The following is a 14,057-nucleotide window of genomic DNA, read 5'->3' on the forward strand; positions in this document are numbered from 1 at the left end:
CCGCACCCGCTTTTGTGGATAGCCTTGCCGCCATGGGTTTTCGCAGGCACGGCCCGTTCCAGGCCGGAGATCAGGTTCAGCTCACCGATCCGAAGAACAAGCGTCACACCCTGACGCTCAAGGAGGACGGCGTCTTCCACAGCCACAAGGGGTGGATCGCGCATTCCGACCTGATCGGGCAGCCTGAGGGCTCCGTGGTGCGGTCGTCGGGCGGGATCCTCTACCTGGCGTTCCGCCACCTGCTGTCCGACTACACGCTCTCGATGCCGCGCGGCGCGGCCGTGATCTACCCGAAGGACTCGGCCCAGATCGTCGCCATGGCCGACATCTTCCCCGGGGCCAAGGTCGTGGAGGCCGGCGTCGGGTCGGGGGCGCTGTCGTGCTTCCTGCTGCGCGCCGTCGGCGCCGAGGGCACCCTGACCTCCTACGAACGCCGCGCCGACTTCGCCGAGGTCGCGACGAAGAACGTGACGAAGTTCTTCGGCGAGGAGATGAAGCAGTGGCGTCTGGTGGTCGGCGACTTCAACGAGGCCCTCGACGAGACCGACGTCGACCGGGTCATCCTCGACATGCTCGCCCCCTGGGAGTGCGTCGACGCCGCGAGCAAGGCGCTCACGCCCGGCGGCGTGATCTGCTGCTACGTGGCCACGACGACCCAGATGTCAAGAACCGTCGAGACACTTCGCGATCACGGGAGTTTCACGGAGCCCAAGGCGTGGGAGACCCTCATTCGCGACTGGCATGTCGAAGGTCTCGCCGTCCGTCCCGACCACCGCATGGTCGGGCACACCGGCTTCCTCGTCACCGCCCGCCGCATGGCGGACGGCGTCACGCCGCCGCCGAGGCGCCGCCGCCCGGCAAAGGGGGCGTATGGGGAGGGTACGGAAGACTAGTGACGATTTAGCGGCGAACGAGCAAACAAGCGTGACAGTGGGAACAAACACCGTGTTCCATGTGCTCACGCAGATAAACCCTCCGAAAAGGCATCAACTACCAAACACTCCACGTAACTAGACGAACACCAGTGGGCTACGTTTTTCAAGGCCGTCAGATTGGTAGGGACTTGAGTAGTCTTTCCTCTACTGGGAAGGAGGTGACGGGGCGTGGCAGCTCGCGATGACGCAGAGGCTCGGGCCGCGCAGCGCGAACGGGAGGTCGCCGACCTCACAACACAGGTCTCCTTCCTTCAGGAGGAGATCACCGCGTTGCGCCGCAAGCTTGCGGAATCCCCCCGCCAAGCGCGGGTGCTGGAGGAGCGTCTCCACGACGTTCAAGCTCAGGTGGTCGCCCTCACAGGCCAGAACGAACGGCTCGTGGCCACCCTCAAGGAGGCCAGGGACCAGATAGTCGCCCTCAAGGAGGAGGTCGACCGGCTGGCGCAACCGCCATCCGGTTTCGGCGTCTTCCTCGAGGCCAGAGAAGACGGCACGATCGAGGTGTTCACCGGCGGGCGCAAGCTACGGGTGAACGTCAGCCCCGCCGTCGACGCCGAGTCGCTGAAGCGTGGCCAGGAGGTCATGCTCAACGAGGCGCTGAACGTCGTGGAAGCCCTGGGCTTCGAGGACGTGGGCGAGATCGTGATGTTGAAGGAGCTGCTCGAAGACGGGCAGCGCGCGCTCGTGATATCCCACGCCGACGAGGAGCGCGTGGTCAAGCTGGCCGAGTCGCTGCTGAGTCAGCCGATAAGGTCGGGCGACTCGCTCCTGCTCGAACCGCGTTCGGGTTACGTCTACGAGCGCATCCCCAAGTCGGAGGTCGAGGAGCTCGTCCTCGAAGAGGTGCCCGACATCTCTTACGACGAGATCGGCGGCCTGCGCGGCCAGATCGAGCAGATCAGGGACGCCATCGAGCTTCCCTACCTGCACGCCGACCTGTTCCGGGAGCACAAGCTGCGTCCGCCGAAGGGCGTGCTGCTCTACGGTCCGCCCGGCTGCGGCAAGACGCTCATCGCCAAGGCGGTCGCCAACTCCCTGGCCAAGCAGGTCGCGGAGAAGACCGGCCAGTCCGGCAAGAGCTTCTTCCTCAACATCAAGGGCCCGGAACTGCTGAACAAGTACGTCGGTGAGACCGAGCGGCACATCCGCCTGGTCTTCCAGCGGGCGCGTGAGAAGGCGTCCGAGGGCACCCCGGTGATCGTGTTCTTCGACGAGATGGACTCGATCTTCCGCACCCGCGGATCCGGTGTGTCGTCCGACGTGGAGAACACCATCGTCCCTCAGCTGCTGTCGGAGATCGACGGCGTCGAGGGCCTGGAGAACGTCATCGTCATCGGCGCCTCCAACCGCGAGGACATGATCGACCCGGCGATCCTGCGGCCCGGCCGCCTGGACGTCAAGATCAAGATCGAGCGGCCGGACGCCGAGGCGGCCAAGGACATCTTCTCCAAGTACCTGATCTCGGAGCTCCCGCTCCATCCCGACGACCTCGCGGAGCACGGCAGCAGCCGTGAGTCCACGATCTCGGAGATGATCCAGCGGGTCGTCGAGCGCATGTACAACGAGATCGAGGAGAACCGCTTCCTCGAGGTGACCTACGCAAACGGCGACAAGGAAGTCCTCTACTTCAAGGACTTCAACTCGGGCGCGATGATCCAGAACATCGTCGACCGGGGCAAGAAGATGGCCATCAAGCAGTTCTTGGAGACGGGCCAGAAGGGCCTGCGCATCCAGCATCTGATGGCCGCCTGCGTCGACGAGTTCCGGGAGAACGAGGACCTCCCCAACACCACCAACCCCGACGACTGGGCCCGCATCTCCGGCAAGAAGGGCGAGCGGATCGTGTACATCCGCACCCTCGTGCAGGGCAAGCAGGGCACGGAGGCCGGCAGGTCAATAGACACGGTGGCCAACACGGGACAGTACCTGTAAGGAATTACGCGAAAACGGCACGTCTCCCACTGCGGGGGACGTGCCGTTTTCGTTTGTCACGTCTTGTGCGAGGTGATGACGTTGTAGCGTTGCCCGTTGTGCGGTATTGGTGCGGATTTAAATGTGGCGGGCTGACGTGACGCGGGGGACGTGGAACGGAGAGCAGCCCTGGCCGTCCGACCCGGGGGTCCCGCCGGGGGACGCACGCGTCCGGCCGAACGGCCCCGGAGACGCCCGTGTGTGGCCGCAAGAGGCCCAGGCCGGACCCCAGGTCCCACCCGGGCCGGCGCGACACCAGGGCCCGACGAACGGGGATCTCCACGCGTGGCCGGGTGGGTCCGCCTCGGCGGACGCGCGGGCCTGGCCGGTGGCGCAGGGCGCCGGGGTGGCCGTCCAGCCGGGGCCCGGGACGTGGAACGGAGGCGCTGAGGCGCCGGTGACGGGGCAGTTCCTCGGGGTGGGTCGCGACGCGGCCGAGCGGGAGGCGCCCGCCGGGCGGGGTGGCAGGCGCAAGCGGGGGGCGGGGGCCGCGCCGCCTCCGGTCCCGGCGGCCGGTCCCGCGGGCGGGGGAGCGCCGCCGGTGCGGCGGCCCCGGCTGGTGGAGCTGGACCTGCTGCGGTTCGTCGCCGCGTTCGCCGTGATGGCGTTCCACTTCATGGCCGCGTCGCGGTCGCTCTGGGACGCCTCGCCGGTCGAGCTGTTCGCGCCCGTCAAGCACCTCACCACGCTCGGCATCCTCGGGGTCGAGCTGTTCTTCCTCATCAGCGGGTTCGTCATCCTGATGAGCGCCTGGGGGCACAGCCTGCGCCGGTTCGCCGTGTCGCGGTTCGCGCGGCTCTATCCGGCCTACTGGTTCACCGTGATCGCGCTGTACGTGCTCTACACGTACACGAGCACCGAGGCCTTCAAGCCCAATCTGGACACCGTCGGCTACGTGATCAATCTCACGATGCTGCAGGAGGCGTTCGGGGTCATCCCGGCCGGAGGGGTGTTCTGGTCGCTGTGGGTGGAGCTGAAGTTCTACCTCCTGATCTCGATCATCGTGGTCATGGGGGTCAACCTGCGGCGGGCCATGGCGTTCATGTGGGTGTGGCTGGCTGCGGCGATCTTCGCGGAGTGGCTGCAGAACGACCTGGTCACCGAGGTCTTCATGCCGAGGCAGGCGCCCTACTTCATCGCCGGCATGGCCTTCTACCTGATCCACCGGGAGGGCTCGACCGTCACCCGGTGGGGGTTCGTCGCGGTGAGCTACGCCTGCTCCCTGTACGTCGCCCTGGAGCGCATGCAGAGCCGGATCGACCTGGTCGGGATCAAGAACTTCCCGGCCCCGCCGCCCGCGATCATCGCCTGGATCACGGTCATCTACCTGCTCATGGCGGCCGTCGCCCTCGGCTGGCTGCGCTGGGTCAGATGGCGGGCGCTGACCACGGTCGGGGCGCTCACCTACCCCCTCTACCTGGTGCATCAGAACGTCTCGGCGGTACTTATCCCCGGATTCCGGGAATCTCTTAATCCGTGGGTACTGGTCGGGGGCACGATGCTGGCATCGATTCTTCTGTCGTATGCTGTATACCGGCTTGTTGATCGCCCAGGTCAGCGGTTGCTGCGCCGTCTGATGGGCAGGAGCCCTGTGGAACAACGCCAGGCATCGGTGCCGTAACTGTCTGGTGGCCGGGCATAGTGAAGGGGCTAGGCTCGGGATATAAACGGCGGAACGACAGGCCATGGGGTGCGCATGACAGTCCGGCGGGTGATGGGCATCGAGACCGAGTACGGCATCAGCGTGCCCGGTCAACCAGGTGCTAACGCGATGGTGACCTCGTCGCAGGTCGTCAACGCGTACCTGGCGGCCTCGGCCGCGCGCGCCCGCCGTGCCCGGTGGGACTTCGAGGAGGAGAACCCCCTCCGCGACGCCCGGGGTTTCGACCTCGCCCGTGAGGTCGCCGACTCCAGCCAGCTCACCGACGAGGACCTCGGCCTGGCCAACGTCATCCTCACCAACGGCGCGCGGCTCTACGTCGACCACGCCCACCCCGAATACTCCACGCCCGAGTGCACCAACCCCCGGGCCGCGGTCATCTGGGACAAGGCGGGCGAGCGGGTCATGCACGACGCGGCGGTCCGCGCCTCGGGCATGCCGGGCAACGCGCCCATCCAGCTCTACAAGAACAACACCGACTCCAAGGGCGCCAGCTACGGCTGCCATGAGAACTACCTGATGCGCCGGGCGACCCCGTTCGCCGACATCGTGCGCCACCTGACCCCGTTCTTCGTCTCGCGCCAGGTCTTCGCCGGCGCGGGCAAGGTCGGCATCGGGCAGGACTCGCGCGGCGACGGCTACCAGATCTCCCAGCGCGCCGACTTCTTCGAGGTCGAGGTGGGCCTGGAGACGACGCTCAAGCGGCCGATCATCAACACCCGCGACGAGCCCCACGCCGACCCGGAGAAATACCGCCGGCTCCACGTGATCATCGGCGACGCGAACATGTCGGAGATCTCGACCTACCTCAAGCTCGGCACCACCTCGCTGGTCCTGGCGATGATCGAAGACGGCTTCCTCACCGTCGACCTCTCGGTCGAGTCGCCGGTCGCCGCGCTCCGCGCCATCTCCCACGACCCGTCGCTGAAGCACATCGTGACGCTGCGGTCGGGGCGGAAGATGACGGGGATCCAGCTCCAGATGGAGTACCTGGAGCAGGCCCGCAAATACGTCGAGGACCGCTACGGGTCCAACGCCGACGAGATGACCAAAGACGTGCTCAACCGGTGGGAGTCGGTGCTGACCCGGCTCGCCGAAGACCCGATGCAGCTCTCCCGCGAGCTCGACTGGGTGGCCAAGCTCGAACTGCTGGAGGGCTACCGCACCCGCGACAAGCTCCCGTGGTCCCACCCCCGCCTCCAGCTCGTCGACCTCCAGTACGCCGACATCCGGCCCGAGCGCGGCCTCTACAACCGCCTGGTCGAGCGGGGCCGCATGCAGCGCCTCGTCACCGAGGACGACGTGGAGCGTGCCGTCGAGACGCCGCCCACCGACACCCGGGCCTACTTCCGGGGGCGCTGCCTGCGGCAGTACAGCGAGTCGGTCGCCGCGGCCTCGTGGGACTCGGTGATATTCGACATCCCCGGACGCGAGTCGCTCCAGCGGGTGCCCACCCTTGAGCCGCTCCGCGGCACCAAGGCCCACGTGGGCGACCTGCTCGACCGGTGCCGCACGGCGGCCGAGCTGGTCCAGGCGCTGACCGGCGACAACTGAGCCGTTCGCCGGAGGAGCCCGTGGCCGTGGTGGTCACGGGCTCCTCCGCGTTCCAGGAAGTAGTTGATCTACTTTGTAAAGGGCCGGGATCATGCCGTCTTGACGGGTTTCGGCATATCGAGATACGTTCGCCGGGAATTGTGGCGGCGTGAGGGAAACCGGTGAGAGTCCGGTGCGGTCGCGCCACTGTGATCCATCAGCCGATGGAAAGTCAGGTCACCACCCGCCACGTTGATCTACGACAGGGACGCGCAATCCCGGAGGAGGATCGTGGCGTGAGCCAGATGTCCAGCTCCCCATCCATTCCCGTACGCACCCTGCTGCCCTGGTCGGCGGCGGTGCCCGTACTACTGATCGTGGCCTACCTGGTGACGATGGACTCGGCGGGGCTGCTCGCGTCGAGTGGCGACTTCCTGCATGAGCTCATGCACGACGGTCGTCATCTCCTCGGCGTGCCCTGCCACTGATGATCAAGGATCTCTTCCTCCGGGGCCTCGGCGCCGGAGCCGTCGCCGGGCTGCTCGCGGGACTCTTCGGGTTCCTCGTCGGGGAGCCCTTCATCGACCAGGCCATCGCGATCGAGGAGGCCGCCGCAGGGGCGGGCCACTCGCACGCCGACGAACTGGTCAGCCGGGGCGGGCAGGCCTTCGGGCTGTTCCTCGCCACCACCCTCTACGGCATCGTCGTCGGCGGGCTGTTCGCGCTCGTCTACGCCCTCGTCAAGGGCCGTTTCGGGCCCGCGAACGAGCAGACGCTGGCCGTCACGCTGGCCGCCGGGGGGTTCCTGGCGGTCGTGCTGGTGCCGTTCCTCAAATACCCCGGTAACCCGCCCGCCGTCGGCGATCCCGAGACCATCGGGCAGCGCACCGTGCTCTATCTGGTGATGCTGGCCATCGGGCTGCTCGCGCTCGGCGCGGGGGCGGTGGTCCACCGGCGGTACGGGTGGGTCGCGGCCGTCCCGGCGTTCCTGGTGATCGTCGGGGTCGCCTACGCGGTGCTGCCGGCGATCCAGGAGGTGCCGGGGGACTTCCCGGCGGTGCTGCTGTGGAACTTCCGGGTGTCGTCGCTGGGCATGCAGGCCGTGCTCTGGGGCGTGCTCGGGTCGGTGTTCGCCCTGCTGTCCGCGCGGCGGCGGGTGCGGGTCTGACCCGGGACCGGTCATGAAGGCGGTGCGGGTGACGCTGCTGGCGCACCCGCTCACCGCCGGCCAGCGGGAAGGCGCGTTTCCGCTGGCCGGCGAGCCGCCGGCCGACCCGCCGTCGCTGGACAGACCGGCCTCGGCCCGTGTCCTGCGCGGGCCCGAGGCCCGCTGCGCCCTGCTTCCCGAGGCCGAGGTCGTGGCCGATCTGCGCGATCTCGACATGGGGAGTTGGCGGGGGAGACGGCTGGCCGACATCGACCCCGTCGAGCTGGCCCGGTGGATCGGGGATCCCGACGCCGCGCCCCACGGCGGCGAGCCGGTGACCGCGCTCATCGCCCGGGTGCGGGGGTGGCTCGGCACCCTGGACGGCGGGCCGGTGCTCGCGCTCACCCATCCCGCCGTCGTGCGGGCCGCCGTCTCGGCGGCCACCGGGGCGGACTACGCGCGGGTCGACGTGCCGCCGCTGGGGCGGGCGCTGCTCACCGGGGTCGGTGGCCGGTGGAATCTGCGGCTGTGAATCCGCCTCGGAGTAAAGGAAGCCAGGAGTGACCTATCCGTTCAGTGCGGTCGTCGGGATGGACGACCTCAAGCTGGCGCTCATCCTCAACGCCGTGTCGCCACGGGTGGGCGGGGTGCTCGTGCGCGGGGAGAAGGGCACGGCCAAGTCCACGATCGTGCGGGCGCTGGCCGAGCTGCTGCCCCCGGTCGAGGTCGTGCCGGGGTGCCGGTTCGCCTGTGACCCGGCGGCGCCGTACCGAGAATGCCCCGACGGGCCCCACGACGGGCCCCACGACGGCGGGGGCGAGACGCGCCGGGCCCGGCTCGTCGAGCTGCCGGTCGGCGCGTCGGAGGACCGGCTCGCCGGGTCGCTCGACCTGGAGAAGGCCCTCGCCCACGGCGTCGCCGCGTTCGAGCCGGGGCTGCTGGCCGCCGCGCACCGCGGGGTCCTCTACGTCGACGAGGTCAACCTCCTGCACGACCACCTGGTCGACCTGCTGCTCGACGCCGCCGCGCTCGGGACCTGCTACGTCGAGCGGGAAGGCGTGTCGGTCCGGCACGCCGCGCGGTTCCTGCTGGCCGGGACGATGAACCCCGAAGAGGGCGAGCTGCGGCCCCAGCTCCTCGACCGGTTCGGGCTGACCGTCGAGGTCCGCGCCTCGCGCGACCCCGGCGAGCGGGCCGAGGTGATCCGCCGCCGGATGGCCTACGAACGCGACCCCGACCGCTTCGCCGCCGACTGGGACGCCCGGGAGGGCGAGCTCGCCGCGCGCATCGCCGAGGCGCGCAAGCGGGTCGAGTCGGTACGCCTCCCCGACGCCGCCCTCAAGCAGATCGCGACCGTGTGCGCGGGCTTCGAGGTCGACGGGATGCGCGCCGACCTGGTCACCGCCCACGCGGCGGTCGCCCACGCGGCGTGGGCCGGCCGGGACAGGGTCACCACCCGCGACGTGCGCGAGGCCGCCCGCCTCGCCCTGCCCCACCGCCGCCGCAGGGACCCCTTCGACGCCCCCGGCCTGGACGAGAACAAACTCGACGAACTCCTCAACCAGCTCCCGGACGACCCGGACGACCCGGAGGACCCGACCCCACCGGACGGCCCGGATGAGACGAGCGAACCGAACGGCGTCGACCAGGAGCAGACCGACCAGAGCCAGACCGACGCAAATCGGGCCAGCAAGGACCAGGCCAGCAAGGACCAGGCCAGCCGGGACCAGGCCAGCCGGGACCAGGCCAATCAGAACCAGACCGGCCAAGACCAAACCGACCAGAACCAGTCCAACCAGAACCCCGCCGATCCGGGCCTGGCCGAGCGGTCTCCCGCCTCCAACCGTTCCCCCCGGGAAGGCGAGCCCGACGCCGGTCAGACCCAGGCCGCCGAGTCGTTCCAGGTCCCCGGCGCGCCCTACAAGGCCCGCCTCTTCTCCGTTCCGGGAGTCGGCGGCGGCGCGCCCGGACGCCGGTCGCGGGGCCGGTCGGCGCGGGGACGCACCGTGGGCTCGCGCGCCCCGAAGGCCAAGGTCACCCAGGTCCACCTCATGGCCACCCTCCGCGCCGCCGCGCTGCGGGGCTGGCGGCGGGGCGCGGTCACCCCGGCCGACCTGCGCGAGGCCGTGCGCGAGGGCAGGGAGGGCAACCTCGTCCTGTTCGTCGTCGACGCCAGCGGTTCCATGGGCGCGCGCAAGCGGATGGGCGAGGTCAAGGCGGCGGTGCTGAGCCTGCTCCTGGACGCCTACCAGCGCCGCGACAAGATCGGCATGATCACCTTCCGGGGCGACTCGGCCGAACTGGTCCTCCCGCCGACCTCCTCGGTGGAGGCGGGGGCGGCCAGGATGCGCCTGCTCAGGACGGGAGGCCGCACCCCGATCGCCGCCGGCCTGGTCAAGGCGGCCGAGGTGCTGCGGGTGGAGCACCTGCGGGACCCCGCCCGCCGCCCGCTCGTCGTCGTCGTCACCGACGGCCGCGCCACCTCGGGCGACGCCGACCGCGCCACCGCCCTGCTGAGGGACACGGCGTGCGTCGTCGTCGACTGCGAGTCGGGCCCCGTCCGGCTGGGGCTGGCCGCCAGGCTGGCGTTCCGGCTCAACGCCCCCGTCGTCGGCCTGGCCGACGTCGCCCACGTCATGAAAGCCGCCTGAGATGCCGCAAGGTCAACCGGAGAACGTCCCGAACGACGGGCTCACCACGCGTCAGCGCCGGACCCGGCCGCTGGTCATCGTCCACACCGGCCCCGGCAAGGGCAAGTCGACGGCCGCCTTCGGGCTGGCCCTGCGCGCGTGGAACCAGGGCTGGCCCATCGGCGTCTTCCAGTTCGTGAAGTCGGCCAAGTGGCGGGTCGGCGAGGAGTCGGCGCTGAGGGCGCTGGGCGAGATCGGCCCGCCGGTCACCTGGCACAAGATGGGCGACGGCTGGTCGTGGATCCGCAAGTCCGACGACGACCACGCGGCCAACGCCCGTGAGGGCTGGGCGCAGATCCAGCGGGACCTGGCCGCCGAGACGTACCGGATGCTGGTCCTGGACGAGTTCACGTATCCCATCAAATGGGGCTGGATCTCCGTGGACGACGTCATCGAGACCCTGCGGAACCGCCCCGGATCCCAGCATGTCGTCATCACGGGACGCGACGCCCATCCCGACCTGATGGAGTTCGCCGACCTGGTCACCGAGATGACCAAGGTCCGCCACCCGATGGACGCCGGGCAGAAGGGCCAGAGGGGCATCGAATGGTAGCCCGGCTGGTCATCGCGGCGCCGTCGTCGGGGGCGGGCAAGACCACGGTCGCGACCGGCCTGATGGCCGCCCTGGTCAAAGCGGGCCTGTCGGTCTCGCCGCACAAGGCCGGCCCCGACTACATCGACCCCGGCTACCATGCCCTGGCGACCGGCCGCCCCGGCCGCAACCTCGACCCGTTCCTCACCGGCGAGGACCTGGTCGCGCCGCTGTTCCTGCACGGCGCGGCAGACGCCGACATCGCGGTCGTCGAGGGCGTCATGGGCCTGTTCGACGGCCTCCCCGACGGCTACGCCTCGACCGCGCACGTCGCCCGGCTCATCGACGCCCCCGTGGTCCTGGTCGTCGACGCCACCGGCCAGGGCCAGTCGGTCGCCGCGCTGGTGCACGGCTTCGCCGGGTTCGACACGCGGGTGCGGATCGGCGGCGTCATCCTCAACCGCGTCGGCTCCGACCGCCACGAGGAGGTCTGCCGGGCCGCCCTGGACCACAGCGGCGTCCCGGTTCTGGGGGTCATCAGACGGACGCCGGGCATCGAGACCCCGTCCAGGCACCTGGGCCTGATCCCGGTCGCCGAACGCCGGCGTGAGGCGGTCGAGGCGGTGGAGCGCCTGGGTGACCTGGTCACCGAGGGCTGCGACCTGCATGCGCTGGTCCGGCTGGCCCACACGGCTCCCGAACTGCCCGCAGACCCGTGGAGCCCGGGGGAGAGCAGCACGCCGTCGACGACGGTGGCCGTCGCCGGTGGGCCCGCGTTCACCTTCGGCTACGCCGAGCAGGCCGAGCTGCTGCGGGCCGCCGGGGCCGAGGTCGTGCCCTTCGACCCGCTGCGCGACGAGCGGCTGCCCGAAGGCGCCGGGGGCCTGATCCTCCCCGGCGGGTTCCCGGAGATGCACGTCCACGAGCTCGCCGCCAACGACCGCCTGAAAGGCGAGATCGCCGCGTTCGGCGGCCCGATCCTGGCCGAGTGCGGCGGCCTGCTCTACCTGGCCCGGGAGCTCGACGGCCACCCCATGGTCGGCCGGATCGACGCCGAAGCGGAGATGTCGCCCAAGCTCACCCTCGGCTACCGCGACGCCGTCGTCACCCGCGACACCGTCATCGGCCGGGCCGGGGAGCGGGTCAGGGGGCACGAGTTCCATCGCACGGTCACCGAACTCCCCGGTGAGCGGGTCTACCGCTGGCGCGGCGGCGCCGACGGGTACGCTGCCGGGCGGATCCTGGCGTCCTACCTGCACCTTCACTGGGCGGGGACGCCGGAGGCAGCGACGCGTTTCGTCAAGGAGTGCAGATGACCTTCGAGGAGTTCTGGGCCGAGCGGCACCTGTGCACGCTCACGACCCTGCGGGCCGACGGCACCCCGCACGTGGTGCCCGTCGGGGTGACCCTCGACGGCGACGTCGCGCGGGTCATCAGCTCGTCGACGTCGCAGAAGGTCCGCAACGTGGCGAAGGGCGCGTCCCGGGCGGCGGTCTGCCAGGTCGACGGCGCGAAGTGGTCGACGCTGGAGGGGATCGCGACGGTGAACGACGACCCGGAGGCGGTCGCGCTGGCCGTGCGCCTCTACACGGCCCGCTACAAGGAGCCGAGGCCCAACCCGCTCAGGGTGGTCATCGAGATCAAGATCACCCGCGAGCTGGGGAACGTGCGGCGTGGCTGACGTGGTCGTCGTCGGCATCGGCGCCGACGGCTGGCCGGGGCTCGGCGAGCAGGCCCGGGAGGCCGTCGCCAAGGCCGAGGTGATCGCCGGGTCGCACCGCCAGCTCTCGTTACTCCCGGACACCCCGGCGGAACTCCGGCCGTGGCCCTCGCCGCTCATGCCCGCCCTGCGCGAGCTGCTGACCTGCGGCAGACGGATCGTCGTGCTGGCCAGCGGCGACCCCATGCACCACGGCATCGGCGCGACGATCGCGAGGATCGTCCCCGAGGTGCGGGTGATCCCGCATCCGTCGTCGGTGTCGCTGGCGTGCGCGCGGCTCGGCTGGCCGGTCGAGTCGGTGACCGTCGTCAGCATGGTCGGCCGCCCGCTCGCCGCCGTCTTCGCGCCCGGCCGCCGCTTCGTCGTGCTGAGTGAGGGGAGCGGCTCTCCCGCCGCCGTGGCCGAGGCCCTGTCCGCGTGCGGGTACGACCGGAGCGCGGTCACCGTCCTCGAACAGCTGGGCGGGCCGGGGGAGCGCGTCGGCCCGATCCGCGACGACCACGACCCGCTGAACGTCGTGGCCGTCGAGTGCGTCGCCGACGACCCGCTCCCGATCGTCCCCGGCCTCCCCGACGACGCCTACGACCACGACGGCCAGCTCACCAAACGCGAGGTCAGAGCCGTCGTCCTGGCCTTCCTCCAGCCAGGCGGGCTGCTGTGGGACGTCGGCGGCGGCGCGGGCAGCATCGCGATCGAGTGGATGCGCGCCGACCGGTCGTGCCGGGCGGTGACCGTCGAACGCGACCCCGCGCGGGCGGCCCGCATCGCGGGGAACGCCGCGAGGCTGGGCGTACCGGCCCTGAAGGTCGTCACCGGAGCGGCCCCGCAGGCCCTCGCCGGCCTGGAACCCCCGGACGCCGTCTTCATCGGCGGCGGCCTGACCGCCGAGGGCGTCCCCGAGACCTGCTGGCAGGCTCTCAAGCCGGGCGGACGCCTGGTGGCGACGGCCGTCACCGTCGAGTCGGAGTCGGTCCTGGCCCGGTGGCACCGCGACCGGGGCGGCGACCTGACCCGCCTGTCGGTCAGCCGGGCGGCCCCGGTGGGCGGGTTCACCGGCTGGCGGCCCGCCATGCCCGTGACCATCTGGTCGGTCAGGAAGGACCTCACGTGATCCGTTTCGTCGGCGCCGGCCCCGGCGCGGCCGACCTCGTCACCGTGCGCGGGCAGCGGGTGATCGAGACGTCCCCGGTCTGCCTGTACGCCGGTTCGCTCGTCCCCGCCGAACTCCTGGCCCGCTGCCCAGAGGGGGCCAGGATCGTCGACACCGCGAACCTCAACCTCGACCAGATCCTCGCCGAGATGACCGCCGCCCACGAGCGGGGCCTCGACGTCGCCCGGCTCCACTCGGGCGACCCGTCGGTCTTCAGCGCCATGGCCGAGCAGATGCGCCGCCTCGACGCCGCCGGGGTGCCCTACGAGGTGGTCCCGGGCGTGCCCGCCTTCGCGGCGGCGGCGGCCTCCCTCAGGCGCGAGCTGACGGTCCCCGGCGTGGCCCAGACGATCATCCTCACCCGCACGTCCGAACGCGCCACCCCCATGCCCCCGGGGGAGGACCTGACGACCCTGGCCGCGTCGAGGGCGACGATGGTCCTCCACCTGGCCGTCCAGCGCATCGGGCCGGTGACCGAGGAGCTCACGGCCGTCTACGGCGCGGACTGCCCGGTGGCGGTGGTCGCCTACGCCTCCCGCGACGACGAAGTCATCATCAGAGGGACGCTGGGCGACATTTCCGGAATGGTGGAGGCGGCGGGGGTGAGGCGGACGGCGGTCATCATCGTCGGCCGGGTCCTCACGGCCGGGCAGTTCCCCGACAGCCACCTCTACTCGGTGGCCCGCTCCCGTTAAGGCTACACAAAGGGCACGCCCGGC

13 protein-coding genes and 1 riboswitch are annotated in these 14,057 nt (G+C 70.7%); all 13 genes read left to right on the top strand.

Annotation, left to right across the window (positions count from 1 at the left end; all coding sequences use genetic code 11):
* Positions 1-32 precede the first annotated feature (32 nt).
* The 13 genes from AW270_RS08800 to cobM all read left to right on the top strand — a co-directional run bounded on the left by AW270_RS08800 (position 33) and on the right by cobM (position 14,033).
* Positions 33-893 carry a tRNA (adenine-N1)-methyltransferase gene (locus tag AW270_RS08800; protein ID WP_061292683.1) on the top strand — a complete coding sequence of 287 codons (861 nt, stop codon included), beginning with the start codon at positions 33-35 and terminating at the stop codon, positions 891-893.
* Positions 894-1,103: 210 nt separating this feature from the next.
* A complete protein-coding gene (gene arc, locus AW270_RS08805) occupies positions 1,104-2,867 on the top strand; it encodes a proteasome ATPase (RefSeq protein WP_061292684.1) in 1,764 nt (587 codons plus the stop codon).
* A 436-nt stretch (positions 2,868-3,303) separates the two neighbouring features.
* Entirely contained in the window at positions 3,304-4,527 is a 1,224-nt protein-coding gene (locus AW270_RS08810) for an acyltransferase family protein (protein ID WP_245674632.1), read from the top strand.
* Positions 4,528-4,602: 75 nt separating this feature from the next.
* Positions 4,603-6,120 (top strand): depupylase/deamidase Dop, encoded by a 1,518-nt coding sequence (gene dop, locus AW270_RS08815; RefSeq protein ID WP_082801415.1) that lies wholly within the window; start codon positions 4,603-4,605, stop codon positions 6,118-6,120.
* A gap of 126 nt (positions 6,121-6,246) precedes the next feature.
* Positions 6,247-6,390, top strand: a riboswitch (adenosylcobalamin (AdoCbl) riboswitch).
* A 14-nt stretch (positions 6,391-6,404) separates the two neighbouring features.
* On the top strand, positions 6,405-6,587 hold the full coding sequence (locus AW270_RS08820) for a CbtB domain-containing protein (RefSeq protein ID WP_061293473.1): 183 nt from the start codon (positions 6,405-6,407) through the stop codon (positions 6,585-6,587).
* Positions 6,587-7,267 carry a CbtA family protein gene (locus tag AW270_RS08825; RefSeq protein WP_157521779.1) on the top strand — a complete coding sequence of 227 codons (681 nt, stop codon included), beginning with the start codon at positions 6,587-6,589 and terminating at the stop codon, positions 7,265-7,267. Before AW270_RS08820 ends, AW270_RS08825 begins: the two co-directional genes overlap by 1 nt.
* 13 nt (positions 7,268-7,280) lie before the next feature.
* Positions 7,281-7,778, top strand: a complete 498-nt coding sequence (locus AW270_RS08830; protein WP_061292693.1) for a histidine phosphatase family protein — start codon at positions 7,281-7,283, stop codon at positions 7,776-7,778.
* A gap of 28 nt (positions 7,779-7,806) precedes the next feature.
* On the top strand, positions 7,807-9,897 hold the full coding sequence (locus AW270_RS08835) for a VWA domain-containing protein (protein WP_369408981.1): 2,091 nt from the start codon (positions 7,807-7,809) through the stop codon (positions 9,895-9,897).
* Between the two features lies 1 nt (position 9,898).
* A complete protein-coding gene (cobO, locus tag AW270_RS08840; RefSeq protein ID WP_061292695.1) occupies positions 9,899-10,489 on the top strand; it encodes a cob(I)yrinic acid a,c-diamide adenosyltransferase in 591 nt (196 codons plus the stop codon).
* On the top strand, positions 10,483-11,784 hold the full coding sequence (locus AW270_RS08845; protein ID WP_061292697.1) for a cobyrinic acid a,c-diamide synthase CobB: 1,302 nt from the start codon (positions 10,483-10,485) through the stop codon (positions 11,782-11,784). The genes cobO and AW270_RS08845 overlap by 7 nt, the downstream gene beginning before the upstream one ends.
* A complete protein-coding gene (locus tag AW270_RS08850) occupies positions 11,781-12,149 on the top strand; it encodes a PPOX class F420-dependent oxidoreductase (protein ID WP_061292700.1) in 369 nt (122 codons plus the stop codon). Before AW270_RS08845 ends, AW270_RS08850 begins: the two co-directional genes overlap by 4 nt.
* On the top strand, positions 12,142-13,299 hold the full coding sequence (locus AW270_RS08855) for a bifunctional cobalt-precorrin-7 (C(5))-methyltransferase/cobalt-precorrin-6B (C(15))-methyltransferase (RefSeq protein ID WP_061292702.1): 1,158 nt from the start codon (positions 12,142-12,144) through the stop codon (positions 13,297-13,299). Before AW270_RS08850 ends, AW270_RS08855 begins: the two co-directional genes overlap by 8 nt.
* Complete coding sequence (gene cobM / locus AW270_RS08860) at positions 13,296-14,033, top strand: precorrin-4 C(11)-methyltransferase (RefSeq protein ID WP_061292705.1); 738 nt, start codon at positions 13,296-13,298, stop codon at positions 14,031-14,033. Before AW270_RS08855 ends, cobM begins: the two co-directional genes overlap by 4 nt.
* Positions 14,034-14,057: the final 24 nt, after the last annotated feature.

The sequence above is a fragment of the Herbidospora cretacea genome (genome assembly GCF_001570605.1).
Taxonomy (GTDB): domain Bacteria; phylum Actinomycetota; class Actinomycetes; order Streptosporangiales; family Streptosporangiaceae; genus Herbidospora; species Herbidospora cretacea.